Here is a 16,843-nt window from a genome sequence, read left to right on the forward strand (position 1 = left end):
TGCTACAGTGTTTCACAAGTTCACCCTTCACCAGTTCACTCTTAAAAAAGGGCCGCTGCCACCCGCCGGATGCTCTCCGATTTGCCCATGCTGTAGTAGTGCAGGCAAGGCACGCCATGGGCCATCAGCTCTTTGCTTTGGTTGATACACCACTCAATCCCAATTTCGCGGGCCGCATTGTTATCCGGCGCTAGGTGCACCGCATCGGCCAACTCTTCCGGAAGATTCAGGTAGAAGGAGCGCGGCAGCATGCTCAGCTGGCTTTTAGTGGTAAGTGGTTTAAGGCCCGGGATAATAGGAACCGTGATGCCCGCTTCCCGGCAGCGCTTCTCAAAGTTGAAGAACTGCTCATTATCGAAGAACATCTGGGTCACAATGTAGTCGGCGCCGCGGTCTACTTTGTGCTTGAGGTAGCGCAAGTCCGCCGCATAGTTCGGCGACTCAAAGTGCTTCTCAGGGTAGCCCGCCGTCCCGATGCAGAAATTAGTGGCCCAGGTATCGTCTTGCTCCTCATCTAGATATGCGCCTTTGTTCAGGTCCGCCACCTGCCCAATGAGGTCGGCGGCGTAGGCATGCCCGTCGGGGTCCGGCTTGAAGTGTCCTTCCGACTTGATTGGGTCGCCACGCAGGGCTAGCACGTTGTCAATGCCCAGGAAGTGCAGGTCGATGAGCGCGTTTTCGGTTTCCTCCTTCGAGAAGCCCCCGCAGATCAGGTGAGGCACCGTGTCCACATCGAAGCGGTTCTTGATGGCGGCGCAAATACCTACCGTGCCGGGGCGCTTGCGCACGGTTTTCTTCTCCAGAAACCCGTTGGGGTGCTGGCGGTACACGTACTCCTCGCGGTGGTACGTCACGTCAATAAACGGCGGCTTGAACTCCATCAGGGGCTCAATATTCGAGAACAGGTTCTGGATGTTCTCGCCCTTCTTCGGGGGCAGTACCTCGAAGGAAAACAGCGTCTTGCCGTCGGCGCGGGTCAGGTGTTCGGTTACTTTCATATAGAGCACCAGCTAGGGGCTAGTGAGTCGAGGGAGTAGTAATCTAAACTCCCCTCCTCAGATGAGGAGGGGTTGGGAGCGGTTGAAGCGGCCTAGATTGATAACTAGCCTTAGTTACTAGCTCTAGTTTTTCAACCACCCCTAGCCCCTCCTCATCTGAGGAGAGGAACTAGTTTTAGTGGCCTAGAGGGCCGTCACCGGCACGCTGGCGGGGTCGTAGTTTAGGTTAGGAGCCAGCCAGCGCTCTAGCTCTGGCAGTGGCATGTTTTTCCGTTCGGCAATGTCTTCTACCTGATCCTTGCCGATGCGGCCGAGACCGAAGTAACGGGAATCGGGGTGGGCGTAGTAAAGGCCGCTGACCGAGGAAGCAGGGTACATGGCCAGGTTCTCGGTGAGACGGATTCCGGTGTTATTCTCCGCGTCGAGGAGTTCAAACAGGGTAATTTTCTCGGTATGGTCGGGACAGCCGGGGTAGCCGGGAGCGGGACGCACGCCTTTGTATTTCTCCTGAATGAGGTCTTCGTTGGAAAGGTTCTCGGCTGGGTCGTAGCCCCAAAACTCTTCGCGCACCCGCTGGTGCAGGCGCTCAGCAAACGCCTCGGCGAGGCGGTCGGCCAGGGCTTTCACCATGATGCTGGAGTAATCGTCGTGCTCCTGCTCGTACTTCTCCAGCAGCTTCTCAATGCCTAGGCCTGCCGTTACCGCAAAGCCGCCGATGTAGTCCTCGCGGCCGGTTTCCTTGGGCGCCACAAAGTCGGAGAAGGCGAGGTTGGGCACACCGGGTGCTTTCTCGCTCTGCTGGCGCAGGGTGAAGAACTCGGTCTGGATTTCCTCGCGGGTTTCATCCTTGAAAATCTGGATGGTATCGTGGCCTACGGTGTTGGCGGGCCAGAAACCGATAACGGCGCGGGCCGTGAGCAGCTTCTCGTCGATGATTTGCTTGAGCAGCTTCTGGGCGTCGTTGAAGAGTTGGGTGGCAGCTTCGCCCACGTTCTCATCGGTGAGAATTCGGGGGTAGCGGCCCTTCAGCTCCCAGGTTTGGAAGAAGGGCGTCCAGTCGATGTATTCGGCCAGTTCAGCTAACGGGTAGTCTTCCAGTGTTTTAGTACCCAGGAAGCTCGGCTTCACAATGCGGCTGGTTTCCCAATCGGCTTTGAATCCGTTTTCGCGGGCGGCTTCAATAGTCAGGTAGTTTTTATCACGCTGGCGGCCGGCGTAGTCCTCGCGGAGTTGGCGGTACTCCTCGCGCACGGTGCGAGCATACTCCACATCGGCGGAGCCCAGCAAAGCCGCGGCTACGCCTACGGAGCGGGAAGCATCGTTTACGTGCACTACGGGGCCGGAGTAGTTAGGCGCAATTTTCACGGCGGCATGCAAACGGGAAGTAGTGGCGCCGCCAATGAGCAGCGGGGTTTTAAGGCCACGCTTTTCCATTTCCTGAGCCACGTACACCATTTCGTCCAGCGAAGGCGTAATCAGGCCGCTCAGGCCAATCACGTCTACTTGCTGCTTGGCGGCTTCGTCTAGTATCTTCTCCAAAGGCACCATAACGCCCAGGTCCACGATGTCAAAGTTGTTGCAAGCCAGCACCACGCCCACGATGTTCTTACCGATGTCGTGCACATCACCTTTCACGGTGGCCAGCAGGATTTTACCAGCCGTTTGCCGGTCGCCGCTTTGCTTGTCGGCGAGCAGGTAGGGCTCGAGGTAGGCCACTGCCTTCTTCATTACGCGGGCCGACTTCACCACCTGAGGTAGGAACATTTTGCCCGCGCCAAACAGGTCACCAACTACGTTCATGCCAGCCATTAGCGGGCCCTCAATCACTTCAAGTGGCCTAGTAACCTGCTGGCGCACTTCCTCGGTGTCTTGGTCGATGAACTCCGTAATGCCTTTCACTAGGGCGTGCTGCAGACGCTCTTTCACTGGCAGACTGCGCCAAGCGTCGGCTACTACCTCCACTTTGTCCTTCTGCTTTACCGTGTCGGCAAAGTCTACGAGGCGCTCGGTGGCATCGGGGCGGCGGTTCAGCAGCACGTCTTCTACCAGTTCCAGCAGATCCTTGGGTACTTCATCGTACACCGCCAGCTGGCTGGGGTTCACGATGCCCATGTCGAGGCCAGCTTGAATGGCGTGGTAGAGGAAGGCCGAGTGCATAGCCTCGCGCACCACGTCGTTGCCGCGGTATGAGAAGCTGATGTTGCTGACGCCGCCGCTGGTGAGGGCGCCGGGCAGGTTCTGCTTGATCCAGCGGACGGCCTCAATGAAGTCCAGCGCGTAGTTACGGTGCTCCTCCATGCCGGTGCCCACCGTCAGAATGTTGGGGTCGAAGATGATGTCCTCGGCCGGGAAGCCTACTTCATTCACTAGGATATCGTAGCTGCGCTGGCAGATTTCGATGCGCTTCTCTAGCGTGTCGGCCTGGCCGTTCTCATCAAAGGCCATGACCACCACGGCGGCGCCGTACTGGCGCACGGTGCGAGCCCGCTCCTTGAAGGTTTCTTCGCCTTCCTTAAGCGAAATGGAGTTTACGATGCTCTTGCCCTGCACACACTTGAGGCCAGCTTCCAGCACGCTCCACTTCGAGGAGTCAATCATAATCGGCACCCGCGAAATATCGGGCTCCGAGGCAATGAGGTTCAGGAACGTGGTCATGGCCTGCTCCGAGTCGAGCATTCCTTCGTCCATGTTCACGTCGATTACCTGGGCGCCACCTTCCACCTGGTCGCGGGCTACTTGCAGGGCGGCTTCGTAGTTGCCGGTCCGGATAAGGCGAGCAAAGGCGCGGGAGCCGGTCACATTGCACCGCTCACCTACGTTCACAAACAGGCTGTTTTCAGTGATGCCGAAGGGCTCTAGGCCACTAAGGCGCGTTACTTTGGGTAGCTCCGGCAGCTTGCGGGGCTCATACTTTTCCGCCAGACGGGCCAGCTCACCAATGTGCTGGGGCGTGGTGCCACAACAGCCACCCACCACCGTCACGAGGCCTTCTTTGAGGTAGTTTTCTACTACGCCCGCAAATTCCTGAGCCGACTCATCGTAGCCACCGAAGGCGTTGGGCAAGCCAGCATTTGGGTACGCCGAAATATGCACATCCGCAATGCGGCTTAGCTCCTTGATGTAGACCTGCAGCTGATCGGCGCCGAGGGCGCAGTTCAGGCCCACGCTCAGCAGGGGCAGGTGGCGGATAGAGTTCCAGAAGGCCTCCACCGTCTGCCCCGAAAGGGTGCGGCCAGAAGCATCGGTAATGGTGCCGGAAATCATGACGGGCACCACGCGGCCACCTTCATCGAAGAACTTCTGCACGGCATACAGCGCCGCTTTGGCGTTCAGCGTGTCGAAGATGGTTTCGATGAGCAGGGCGTCGGAGCCGCCATCAATCAGGCCGCGCACTTGCTCGTGGTAGGCGGTGGCCAGCTCGTCAAACGTCACGGCCCGGAAACCGGGGCGGTTAACGTCGGGAGAGAGGCTAGCGGTGCGGTTAGTGGGCCCGATGGCGCCGGCCACAAAGCGGGGCTTGTCGGGATTTTGGGCTGTAAACTCGTCGGCTATTTCCTTGGCAATGCGCGCCGACTCATAGTTGAGTTCATACACAATATCCTCCAGGGCGTAGTCGGCCTGCGCGATGGTGGTGCCGCTGAACGTATTGGTTTCCACCATATCAGCGCCGGCCGCGAAGTAGTCGGCATGGATGCCTTTGATGATATCGGGCCGGGTGATGCTAAGCAGGTCGTTATTGCCGCGCAGTGGCTTCGGGTGGTCGGCAAAGCGGGTGCCCCGGAAATCTTCCTCAGTCAGCGTGTGGCGCTGAATCATGGTGCCCATAGCGCCATCCAAAATCAGGACGCGCTTGGCAAGAATATCGTGGAGCGGGGAGGTAGTGACGGTCGGCATATCGGCTCTTCAAGTAAATCGGCAGCGAAAAAGTGCCTATCCAGAAAGAGCCGCGTGGAGGCGCGAGTCCTGTACTTATCTTCTTCCAACGCAGGCAAGCTGCGTTGAAACGGGAGTTAGCACCTTGTGTTAAGTCAGGTTGCTAAGACGTCATAGGGCCCAATCCCTCGGTCTTTCTGGATAAGTAACACAGCGAAGATACAACGGGAATCTTCAAATTTCAATTCCGAAGGCTGAAGGAGTGGCCTAGGCCAGTAGGTTTTAGCCTGGAGCAGGCCTAGAACAAAATCGTTGTCATGCTGAGCGGAGTCGAAGCATCTCTACCGCTTCGTCGCAGAGGCCTAGGCCACTTCGTGAGTCAGAGGTAGAGATGCTGCGACTACGCGGACGCCAGATCAAGCAGCACAGTATAGTTTGGCAACGTCAGCATGCGGGATAATTCGCTGCACTCTGTCTAAGGATATATCAGCATTTATCACGCTCTACTATATAGGCCTGGCAGAATGGTTCGTTGAACAGGAGAGGCGGGCTCGTTGAATAAATTTTGCGCCGCCTGATTTTCTGTTCATCTTATGGTCAATGCGTTAACAACTTATTGCTGCTATGATACTATCCAGTCTTTATAAGAAAGCTCTAACCGCCGGGTTACTGCTTGTAAGTGGCCTAGCGCTGGCTCAACACCAGCCGGGTACTGGCCTACGCGGGCAGTACTATGAAGGCAAGAAGTTCGAGAAGCTGGTACTGACGCGCACTGACCCGGGCATCGACTTCAACTGGACCATCGGGCCTACCGGCGACCATTTTGTATCGCCGGGCCCGGGGGTGCCGGGCGAATACTTCTCTGTGCGCTGGGCGGGCCACATTTACGCGCCCGTAACGGGCCTGTACACCTTCCAGATTGCGACCGATGATGGTATGCGCGTTTGGATAGGCGGGAAGAAGGTGCTGGATTCCTGGCGCGACCAGCCCGCTACTACCTCTGTTGCGCACCTCAAAATGAAGGCCGGCGGCTACTACGCGGTGCGCGTGGAGTATTACCAGAGCGACCGGGATTCGAAAGCCCAGTTGGCCTGGCAGCTGCCGAATACAACCGATGAGCCTCAGCCCATTCCGACAGATAATCTGTACCAGAGGCTGCCTAGTAACGTGCTAGTGCTGAGAGAAGCCGCGCCATCCAAACCCAAAGCCACTGCAGCGCTGGCGCCTACTCCAGCACCGGTAGCACCTCCAGCGCTAGCCCCTAAAGCGGTAGTAAAGCCCACTGCTTTAGTGCCACGGGTGGCGCGCCGCGCTAGGCCAGTAGCATCGCCAAAACCCGAGCCCACCAAACCACTTGCTCCTGATACCGTTGCCAACGAATTGCCCGACTTAACGGCGCTCAGCAAAGGAGCCGCCGTGACGCTGCCCAACCTGTACTTCACCCAAAGCACCGCAACCCTGCTGCCTAGCTCGCGCCCCACCCTAAACTCCCTGGCCCGCACTCTGCGCCAGCAACCAGGCCTACGGCTGGAAATTGCCGGACATACCGACAATGTGGGCGAAGCGGCCCTAAACCTGCGCCTCTCGGAGCAGCGGGCCCGCGTGGTGCGTCAGTATTTGGTGCAGCAGGGTGTAGATTCCGTGCGGCTTACAGCCCGTGGCTACGGGGGTGCTAGGCCAGTAGCCGACAACCGCGACCCGCAGCAGCGCCCTCGCAACCGTCGGGTGGAAGTAATGGTGCAATAGCGCACTTGCGCTTCGGCAGCCCGCTGCATACGGGCGCTAGCAGGACCTAGGCCACTTGCGAGCTTACTTGGTTATCGGGAGCAAGGCGAAAAAAATATAGCTAAACGAAAACATATATGTAGCAACACCAGTTACAGTTCGCGAATCGGCATGGAGCTGATTCCCAAACTTTGTTTTGCTATGAATCACACTCCCCATCTTTTCTCGCCTGTACAAGTAGGCGCGCTTACTCTGCCCAACCGCTTTGCTATGGCCCCCATGACGCGGAGCCGCGCCACCAATGAGGCCACCGTACCCACGGAGTCGGTGGTAAAATACTACGTGCAGCGCGCCTCGGCCGGCCTGATTATCACGGAAGGTTCGCAGGTGTCGCCCCAGGGCGTGGGCTATATCAACACCCCCGGCATCTACTCTGAAGAGCAGGTAGCTGGCTGGAAAAAAGTAACCGATGCCGTGCACGCCGCCGGAGGCCGCATTTTCATCCAGCTCTGGCACGTAGGCCGCGTATCACACCCGTTCTTCCACAATGGTGAGCTGCCCGTAGCTCCCTCGGCCATTAAGCCCGAAGGTGCCAAAGCCTTCACGGGTCAAGGCTTCGAAGACGTGCCTACGCCACGCGCGTTGGATCTGAGCGAAATCCCAGGCGTAGTAGACCAGTTCCGTCAGGCCGCTCGCAACGCTAAGTTGGCCGGCTTCGATGGCGCTGAAATCCACGGGGCCAATGGCTACTTGCTCGACCAGTTCATTCAGGACGGCTCTAACCAGCGCACCGACGAGTACGGCGGCAGCCTGGAAAACCGCACCCGCTTCGTGAAAGAAGTAGTGCAGGCTGTAATAGGTGAGTTGGGTGCCGACCGCGTGGGCATTCGCCTGTCGCCCCAGGGCAGCGCCAGCATCAAGGACTCGGACCCGGTAAAAACCTTCAGTTATGTTACGGAGCAGCTCAACCAGTTCAACCTGGCCTACCTGCACGTAATTGAGGCGCTACCCGGTCATCCTATGGCTCAGCCTAGCGTACCGGCCGTAGCCGCGCACCTGCGCAAAATCTTCAAGGGCACCTTTATCCTGAACGGTGGCTACACCCAGGAAACCGCCGAAGAAGCGCTGGCCAACAACGAAGCCGACGTTATTGCTTTCGGCGTACCGTTCATTGCCAACCCCGACCTAGTGGAGCGTTTCCGCATCGGGGCTGCCCTCAATACCCCTGACCCCAGCACGTTCTACGTGCCCGGCGACAAAGGCTACATCGACTACCCCTCCCTCCAAGACCAAGGCGTAGATGTGAAAGAGCCCGTTGATTATCAGAACAACTAACTGAACTGGCCTAGGCCAGTCTGATTTACGGAAACCCGTCTCGGCGCAAGCAGGGGCGGGTTTTTGCTTTATGAAAAATTGTATGCCTCATAAGGCCGTCATGTAGAGCTTGGCGAGACATCTCGCGTGCTGACTTTCCCATACTATCTGTCATGCTTGATCTGGCGTCCGCTTGTCGAAGCATCTTTACCTCTGGCTAATCCAACTGGCCTAGCGAAGCGGGAGAGATATTTCGGCAAGCTCAGCATGACGGTCTTTGTAACCAAGGGCACTAGGTTGAATGGAACGACTACCCTAGTAAGCCAATGCTTTAGCTGTCGAGGCCGAAATCTGCGTAAGCAGAAACCTCAACTATATCCCACTACGCCGATGGCCGCTAAGAAAACTTCTGCCTCTTCAGATTCTGCTAAGCCTGCTTCCAAGGCTGCAACCACCAAAAAGTCTGCTGCTACGCCTGCCGCCAAGAAAGCATCGGCTGCGGCCTCTGCGGCCCCCAAACCTGTGAAGCGGCCTACGGCTAAGGAGATGAAGGAACACGCGCAAAAGTTGCCCTACCCCGGCAAGCAAGCCGATATGAAGCTGCAGCCCGCCATGAGCTTCTCCACTTACAGAGCCGCCGGCAAGCTGCAAGACAAAATTGCCCTCATAACCGGCGCCGATTCGGGCATCGGGCGGGCGGTGGCAGTAGCATTTGCCATGGAAGGCGCCAACGTGGCGGTGCTCTATAACGAAAACACCGTGGATGCCGAGGAAACTAAGCGCCTCGTGGAAGCCCAAAACCGCCAGTGCCTGCTGCTGCAGCTAGATGTGCGCGACCCCGAGCAGTGCAAACAAGCCGTGCGCCTGACTCGCAAAGAGCTGGGCGGCCTCAACATCCTCGTCAACAACGCGGCCTTCCAGATGAGCGCCGAAAAGTTCGAGGACATACCTGAGGAGCAAATCCGGCGCACTTTCGATACCAACATTCTGGGCTACATCTGGATGGCGCAAGCTGCCATTCCGCACCTCAAAAAGGACGACTGCATCATCAACACGGGCAGCATCGTAGGCCTCACTGGCATTCCGATTTTGATCGATTACGCTAGCTCCAAATCGGCCATTCACGCCCTTACCAAAAGCCTGGCTACCTACCTCGGCGAGAGGGGCATCCGGGTGAACTGCGTAGTGCCCGGCCCCGTCTGGACGCCGAACATTCCCGGAACTATGCCCCGCGAGGAAATCGAAAAGTTCGGCTACGAAGTGGCCCTAGCTCGCCCCGGCCAGCCCGAGGAACTGGCTCCGGCCTACGTGCTGCTGGCTTCCCAAGATGGCTCCTTCATGACGGGCTCCTTGGTGCACGTAACGGGCGGCAAGATGAGCAGCGACCAGTAGGAGAAGTAATGAGGATACACTAGGTGTGGCTCGCGCCCATGAGTGAGACCGTCATGCTTGATCTGGCGTCCGCTTGTCGAAGCATCTCTACCTCTGGCCAATCAACTGGCCTAGAACAGCGACGAACCGGTAGAGATGCTTCGGCTGCGCTTAGCAGGACGGTCTTTTTTGCTAACCTAGACATGATTCATAAAAGCGCCTTCTCTGCTCAGGAAAGGCGCTTTTATTGTTCAGCTAAAACATTCGGCTGGCCTAGCTCGTCAGTATAGCAGTAGCCCTTGTATCTCACGGCTGATTCTACTTCCCATGGCTTCCCCTCACTATCCCGAAGGCACCGTGCGCGCCTTGCTCCAAACCGACCTGGTGACGGAAGCTACCCGCGCGGCCCTATTGCCCCGCCTCGACAACGCGCCCTATACGCCCCAGTTTTTTGATGCTGCTACTTACGAGTTGCTGCGCGCCGTGGCGGCTCGCATCTACCCGCAACCCGACCGTGCGGAGCCGATTGAGCTAGCCCCAGTGGTCGATAAACGCCTGGCAGAAGGTGACTCCGATGGGTGGCGCTACGATGCCATGCCCCCCGACCGCGAAGCGTACCGCCTAGGCCTAGGCGGCATCAACCAAGCGGCGCAGGCACAGTTTCAGCGGCTGTTTACGGAACTCACAGAAGCCGAGCAAGACCAAGTTATTGAGGCCGTAGCTCTGGCCAATGCTCCCGGCGAAAACTGGCAACAGCTCCCAGTTACCCGCTTTTTTGAAGAATTGCTGGCTGAGCTAACGGAGGCCTATTACTCGCACCCCTTAGCCCAGGAAGAAATAGGGTATGTGGGCATGGCCGACGTGCCCGGTTGGACCCACATCGAGCCCAACCAGCTAGATGCCCGCGAGCCGGAAGCGGTGAAATAGAGTGCTGGCTGAATAGCGAGTTTGGCGCTTTGTAAAGCTGCTAATTCAGCCGCTCACAGTTTATCATTTCACCACCCACTATTTCACTTTATGCCTGACGAAGAAGTAGCCGAAGAAGGTGTGCTGAACCCGGTAAAGCCCGAAATTCAGGATCCTTTGCTCAAAAGCATACTAGCCGATAACGAAGCCGCGCCAGCAGCACCTATTGAACTAGAACAGCCCGCCCCGCTTCCTGACACAGAAGATGAAGTAGACTGTGTGGTAATTGGTACTGGCGCCGGCGGTGCGCCCTTGCTGGCGCGCCTGGCCATGGCTGGCCTAAAAGTGGTTGCGCTGGAAGCCGGACCTAGGCGCGACCCCACCAAGGACTACGCCACCGACGAAAAGGCTCAGCACTTCCTGTTCTGGAACGATGAGCGCCTGTCGGCCGGCCAGAACCCGGTTTCGTTTGGCAATAACAACTCCGGTACCGGCGTGGGCGGCTCTACGCTGCACTACACTGCCTATACGCCCCGCGCCCACCGCGGCGACCTGCAACTGTTCACCGATTTTGGGAAGGGTGTCGACTGGCCTTTCGGGATTGAGGAGCTAGAGCCTTACTACGAGGAGCTGGAACACTTCCTGGGCATCAGCGGGCCCACACCGTACCCCTGGGATGCCAAGCGCCGCAAAGGCTACCCGCTGGCTCCACTGCCGCTCAATGGCGCGGCGCTGCTCATGCAGAAAGCGTGTGCTGGCCTAGGCATCCAAACGTCGCCAGCGGCCAATGCGGCACTGTCGGCGCGATACTACCAGGAGGGTATTGGCTGGCGCGAGGCCTGCACCAATCGGGGCTTTTGCCAGGCCGGCTGCAACCGCGGCGCCAAAGCCAGCATGGACGTTACCTTCCTGCCCTTGGCAGAGGCCTACGGCGCCGAAATCCGGGCCGACGCGTTTGTGACGGAGATTGAGCGCGATGCTAAGGGCCGCGTCACGGCGGTTGTCTACACCCAGCACGGTGAGCAAAAGCGCCAGCGCTGCCGCCATCTGTTCCTGTGTGCCGGAGCCGTAGAAACGCCACGGTTGCTGCTGCTCAACGAGCTAGCACTTACCAGCGGACAAGTCGGCAAGAACTTCATGGCGCACCCCGGCATGCAGGTGTGGGGCACATTCGACGAAGACATCCGGCCCTACAAGGGCATCCCGGGTGGGCTTATTTCCGAGGATACGCACCGGCCTAGCGATGCCGATTTTGCCGGCGGCTATCTGCTGCAAAGCATTGGGGTGATGCCCGTCACGTTTGCCTCCCAAATGGTGCGCAAGCGCAAGCTTTGGGGCCAGCCCCTTCGTGAGTATATGCGCACGTACAACAACACAGCCGGCATCAATATTCTCGGCGACTGTCTGCCCCACGAGGCTAATTTCCTGGAGCTAGCAGAGGAGAAAGACGCTCGCGGGCTGCCCAAACCGCGCGTGCACTTCACGGCCCAAGAAAACGAGCAGCGCATGAATGCCCATGCCGAAAAGCTGATGCGCCAGATTTGGGAAGGCGCTGGCGCCCGCGACATCTGGGCGTTTGAGCGCTATGCGCACACCATCGGTACCGCCCGCATGGGCCTTTCCGGCGACGATGCCGTAGTAAATGCTGACGGCCGTGCCTTCGATGTGCCCAACCTTTACATCTGCGACAACTCCGTCTTCCCCAGCGCCCTCAGCGTCAACCCAGCTCTCACCATCATGGCCCTCAGCCTGCGCACCGCCGATAAATTCCTGGCCGCTCAGCAGCGGCTGGATGGGTAGTAACCCATTAGCTCCCCTTCATTTCTCATGGCCAAAAGCTTCCTAACGCACATAAAAGACCACTTCGGCGACGGCCTCTATGAGGGCGACGAGTACGGAGGGGCGGCCGGTCATGACGGGAGTGGCCTACCGACTAATAGTCCGGGCAACTTCATGTTTGCCACCGGCATCGAGTGCTCTTACCCCACTATTGCCAACGGCACCATTCGGCGCGACTTGCTGGCCGAAACCGACCACTACAATCGGTACAAGGAAGACCTAGCCCTAGTAAAGGAAATGGGCCTGAAGGTGCTGCGTTATAACCTGCCGTACTACCTCATCCATAAAGCGCCGGGCAAGTTCGATTGGGAGTTTGCCGATAAGGCCATGGCGGAAATTCAGCGCCTGGGTATCACGCCCATCTTGGATCTGATGCACTTCGGCGTGCCCGACTGGATTGGTAACTTCCAGAACCCCGAATTGCCCGTGCACTTCGCCGAGTACTGCGGAGCCGTGGCCCGGCGCTACCCCTGGGTGCGCTTCTATACGCCTGTAAACGAGATATATGTAACGGCCCGGGCATCGGCTAAAGATGGCATTTGGAACGAGCAACTCAAGGATGACCGGGCATTCATTACGGCGATGAAGCACATTACGGCGGCCAGCATCATGGGCAATCAGCAGATTGCCAAGTACCGCCCCGACTGTATCATAGTGCAAAGCGAATCGGCGGAGTACATCCACGAGATGCGCGCCGTGCCTACCCCAGAAATTTGCCTGATCAACAAGCTGCGCTTCCTGTCTTTGGATTTGCTCTATGCTCATCCCTTGGATTCAGAAGTGCTGCTCTACTGCCTCGATAACGGCATGACGCGCCAAGAGCTCGACTGGTTTATGGCTGGCGAGCCGCCCGGTTACCAGATCATGGGCAACGACTACTACGGCCGCAACGAACGGATTATCAAGCCCAACGGCGACTGGTGCGCTGCCGAAGACGTGCTGGGTTGGTACACCATGACGCGCCAGTACTATGAGCGCTACCGCAAGCCTGTGTTCCACACCGAAACCAACACCTTCAACGCCAAAGATGCCGAGTGCTGGCTTTGGAAGCAGTGGGTAAACGTGCAGCGCATCCGCCAAGACGGCGTGCCGGTCGTTGGCTTCACGTGGTATAGCCTCCTCGATCAGCTCGACTGGGACATCAGTCTCGCTGAAAAGCGGCTAAGTGTCAATGCCTGCGGCCTCTACGACCTCGACCGCAACATCCGCCCGGTAGGGGAGAGCTACAAGATGATGATCCGCGAGTTCGGCCAAATCACAATCATGCCCCACGGCGAAATGTTCGAATTCACCTCCCGCCCCGCCACTCTGAAGGTAGAGAAGTAAGACTGGCCTAGCTTAATAGCAAAACAGAACGGCACCCCCCTCCTCAGATGAGGAGGGGCTGGGGGTGGTTGAAGTGGCTTAGAACAAAATCGTTGTCATGCTGAGCTTGTCGAAGCATCTCTACCGCTTCGTCTGGATAGGCCTAGGCCAGTTAGTTAGCCAGCGGTAGAGATGCTTCGACTCCGCTCAGCATGACGGTCCTTGTAAATCAAAGCTCCGATCAACCACCCCCAACCCCTCGCCGCTTGATGCGCGGAATCATCTGAGGAGGGGAGCCTCGTTCTTGCCGTAATACTGCCTAGGCCACTGTTAGCGCTAAAGCGCCCGTATTCGTTGATCAAAACTAGCTGCGAACCCCCTGCTAGGCCATGTTCGTTGATAAACAACTATTCTTATATAAGGTAGGATTAATTCTTTGCGTTAGATTATGTAGGTTGGTGTCGATTCCTGATTCTCTACCCTACTACCTCTCTGACTATGAAGCTAATTACTCCCCTAGGCCACGCATTGGGTTGGAGCGCGGCCTTCCTGCTGACCCTGGGCGCTTGTAGCCCCAAGGCTACCTCAGTGGCCAGCACCAGCGCCACCCCTCCGCCCACCGCCGAAGCAGCGCCGGCCCAGCCCGCTGTCTCGTCGTTTCAGATTCCGGTAGAGTACTACACGCTGCCGAATGGCCTGAAAGTGGTGCTCTCGCCCGACCACACGGCCCCAACGGCTACGGTAGCGGCCTACTACAACATTGGGTTTCGGAATGAGCCCCGCAACCGCACTGGGTTTGCGCATTTGTTTGAGCACCTGATGTTTCAGGGCTCGCAGAACCTAGGGAAGATGGAGTTCATTCAGCTCATTCAAAAGAATGGCGGCATCCTGAACGGCTCTACTCGCTTCGACTTCACCAACTACTTCGAGGTAGTGCCCGCCCACAAGCTCGAAACCATGCTCTGGGCGGAGGCCGACCGAATGCGGGGCCTCGCCATCAACCAGGCCAACCTCACGAACCAGCAAGGGGTAGTGAAAAACGAGGTGCGCGTAAACGTGCTCAACCAACCCTACGGCGGATTCCCGTGGCTGGATATGCCCCAGTACGCCAACAAAAACTGGAACAATGCCCACAACTTCTACGGCGACCTGAAAGACCTCGATGCCGCCACGCTGGAAGATGCGCAGCAGTTTTTCAAGACCTACTATGCGCCCAACAATGCCGCCCTGGCCGTAGTCGGTGACTTTGAGCCCGCCGAGGCCAAAGCATGGGTAGAGAAGTACTTTGGCAACATTCCGGCCGTGACGCAGCCACCCAAGCCCGACCTTACCGAGCCGCGCCAGGAAAAGGAGCAGCGCTTCACCAAAGACGATAAGCTAGCCACCAAACCGGCCCTGGCCTTCGCCTACCATATGCCCGAGCGCAACACGCCCGAGTACTACGCCCTCATCCTGCTCGACCAGATTCTGCTGCAGGGCAAAGACTCGCGGCTTTACCAGGCCATGGTGCAAAAGCGTGGCCTCACCGACGACGTAAGCGGCGGCATCAACTACCTCGGCAATGCCTTCAACTACGCCGGCCCCATGCTTTGGATGGGCAACCTCGTGTACGACCAAACCGTGAAATCTGATTCCGTGGTGAGCGTGTTGGATCAGGAAATCAACCGCTTAGCTAAAGGTGGCATCGACCAATCGACGCTGGATTTGGCCGTGGTGAAGCTCCGCTCCAACCTCTACGACCAGCTTTCCGGCTCCGATAACTTTGGCCGCGCCGATATGCTAGCCGCTTTTGCGCTGTTTGATAACGACCCTTCGCGCATCAATAAGCTGGAAGATGAGTTCCGCAAAATCACGCCTGAGGTGATGCAACGCACTATTCAGGAATATCTGCGCCCCACCAATCGCACGATTGTGGTAGTAAACCCACTGGCTAAAAGCTAACCCGACCTATGAAAACACTGTATCTCGGGTTGCTAAGCGCCGCCCTACTCTCCACTGGCCTAGAAGCCTCAGCTCAAAAGAAACCGGCCGCCAAACCAGCTACGGCGGCTAAGCCAGCGGCCGCGGCGCCGGTTGCCACAAAGCCCAAAGAAACGCCTCCGGCCGGTGGCACGCCCCGCGACTTTGCCTTGCCTGCCAAGGAAGAGTTTGAATTGCCGAATGGCTTGAAAGCCAAGTTGGTGCCCTACGGCCAAGTGCCCAAAGTAACCATGATGGTTTCTATTCAAGCGGGCAATGTGCACGAAGCCACCGACCAGGTAGGCGTAGCCGACTTAGTGGGTAAGTTGATGAACGAGGGCACTACTACCCTCAATGCCACCCAACTAGCCGATAAAGTAGCCCGAATGGGTGGTTCTCTGAACATCTCCGTAGGGCAGGATCAAACTAATATTTGGGCTTCCTGCCTCTCGGAGTATGCGCCGCAACTGGCTATGCTGCTGGCTGACGTGGTGCAGCACCCAGCATTGCCGGCCAGTGAACTGCCTCGCATCAAGAGCGACTTTAAGCGCCAGATGAACCTAGCCCGCGCCCAACCCGGCACCCAAGCCCGGCAAAAGTTTACCGCTGCGCTCTACGGCAACCACCCCTACGGTAGGCCACTCCCCACCGATGCGGCCATCGACGCCCTCACGATGGAGCAGGTGAAAGCCTTCTACCAAAGCCAGTATGGTGCCCAGCGCACCAGTGTGTACGTAGCCGGCAAGTTCGACCAAGCGGCCCTGCGCGACGCCATCACCAAAAGCTGGAGCGACTGGGCTAAAGGCCCAGTACCCCACATTGAAATTGCCAAAGCTCAAATCCGTCCCGATGTAATCACGCTAGACAGGCCTAGCGCGCCCCAATCCACTATCGTCATCGGGATGCCCGTGGTAGACCCCTCGCACCCCGACTATATGAAGGTGCGGGTGATGAACTCTCTGCTGGGCGGCTCCTTCGGCTCGCGCATCACGCGCAACATCCGCGAAGACAAAGGCTACACGTATTCACCTTACAGCTTCATCGAAACGCATTATCGTGCCGGCAACTGGAGCCAGAACGCCGATGTAACGACCCAGGAAACCGGCAACTCCCTCAAGGAAATCGTGTACGAGATTGAGCGCCTCCAGAAAACCCCGCCCACCGCGGAGGAGTTAAAAGGCATCCAGAATTATGAGTCGGGCCTATTCGTACTGCGCAACTCTACGCCGGGAGGCATCATCGGTCAGCTCAACACCCTCGACCTGCACGGCCTCCCCGACAGCTACCTCACCGAGCAGGTGAAGAACATCAACGCCGTCACGCCCCAGCAAGTCTCGGAAACCGCCCGCAAATACGTCCGCCCCGAGGCTATGACCATTGTAGTAGTCGGCGACAAAAAGATCATCGACCCGCAGATAAAGAAGTTTAAAGAAAGCCGGAAGAAGGCGTTATAAGCTAGAAAGCTAGTTCCCCTCCTCAGATGAGGAGGGGCTAGGGGTGGTTGAAAAACTAGAGCTAGAATCTAACACTAGTTGCCGTTCAACGACTGGTCA

10 protein-coding genes and 1 riboswitch are annotated in these 16,843 nt (G+C 57.8%); of the genes, 8 read left to right on the forward strand and 2 right to left on the reverse strand.

What is annotated here, in order from left to right; translation table 11 throughout:
* Positions 1 to 41: 41 nt before the first annotated feature.
* Positions 42 to 998 carry a methylenetetrahydrofolate reductase gene (gene metF, locus ACYVHC_RS09080; protein WP_460613372.1) on the reverse strand — a complete coding sequence of 319 codons (957 nt, stop codon included), beginning with the start codon at positions 996 to 998 and terminating at the stop codon, positions 42 to 44.
* A 183-nt stretch (positions 999 to 1,181) separates the two neighbouring features.
* Complete coding sequence (metH, locus tag ACYVHC_RS09085) at positions 1,182 to 4,892, reverse strand: methionine synthase (protein ID WP_460613373.1); 3,711 nt, start codon at positions 4,890 to 4,892, stop codon at positions 1,182 to 1,184.
* A gap of 72 nt (positions 4,893 to 4,964) precedes the next feature.
* Positions 4,965 to 5,079, reverse strand: a riboswitch (SAM riboswitch).
* Positions 5,080 to 5,495: 416 nt separating this feature from the next.
* On the opposite strand from metH, the gene ACYVHC_RS09090 reads away from it, so the two are divergent.
* The 8 genes from ACYVHC_RS09090 to ACYVHC_RS09125 all read left to right on the forward strand — a co-directional run bounded on the left by ACYVHC_RS09090 (position 5,496) and on the right by ACYVHC_RS09125 (position 16,744).
* Positions 5,496 to 6,617 carry a PA14 domain-containing protein gene (locus tag ACYVHC_RS09090; RefSeq protein WP_460613374.1) on the forward strand — a complete coding sequence of 374 codons (1,122 nt, stop codon included), beginning with the start codon at positions 5,496 to 5,498 and terminating at the stop codon, positions 6,615 to 6,617.
* Between the two features lie 180 nt (positions 6,618 to 6,797).
* A complete protein-coding gene (locus tag ACYVHC_RS09095; RefSeq protein WP_460613375.1) occupies positions 6,798 to 7,931 on the forward strand; it encodes an alkene reductase in 1,134 nt (377 codons plus the stop codon).
* Between the two features lie 369 nt (positions 7,932 to 8,300).
* A complete protein-coding gene (locus ACYVHC_RS09100; protein WP_460613376.1) occupies positions 8,301 to 9,302 on the forward strand; it encodes a Rossmann-fold NAD(P)-binding domain-containing protein in 1,002 nt (333 codons plus the stop codon).
* Positions 9,303 to 9,608: 306 nt separating this feature from the next.
* A complete protein-coding gene (locus tag ACYVHC_RS09105; RefSeq protein ID WP_460613377.1) occupies positions 9,609 to 10,208 on the forward strand; it encodes a gluconate 2-dehydrogenase subunit 3 family protein in 600 nt (199 codons plus the stop codon).
* A 90-nt stretch (positions 10,209 to 10,298) separates the two neighbouring features.
* Positions 10,299 to 11,987, forward strand: coding sequence for a GMC family oxidoreductase (locus tag ACYVHC_RS09110; RefSeq protein ID WP_460613378.1), 1,689 nt, complete (start codon positions 10,299 to 10,301; stop codon positions 11,985 to 11,987).
* 27 nt (positions 11,988 to 12,014) lie between these two features.
* Positions 12,015 to 13,352: a glycoside hydrolase family 1 protein gene (locus ACYVHC_RS09115; protein WP_460613379.1), complete on the forward strand. Its 1,338-nt coding sequence runs from the start codon at positions 12,015 to 12,017 to the stop codon at positions 13,350 to 13,352.
* A gap of 477 nt (positions 13,353 to 13,829) precedes the next feature.
* Positions 13,830 to 15,272 (forward strand): M16 family metallopeptidase, encoded by a 1,443-nt coding sequence (locus tag ACYVHC_RS09120; RefSeq protein ID WP_460613380.1) that lies wholly within the window; start codon positions 13,830 to 13,832, stop codon positions 15,270 to 15,272.
* A gap of 8 nt (positions 15,273 to 15,280) precedes the next feature.
* Positions 15,281 to 16,744: a M16 family metallopeptidase gene (locus ACYVHC_RS09125; protein WP_460613381.1), complete on the forward strand. Its 1,464-nt coding sequence runs from the start codon at positions 15,281 to 15,283 to the stop codon at positions 16,742 to 16,744.
* The last annotated feature ends 99 nt before the right edge of the window (positions 16,745 to 16,843 follow it).

The organism is Hymenobacter seoulensis (assembly GCF_054780535.1).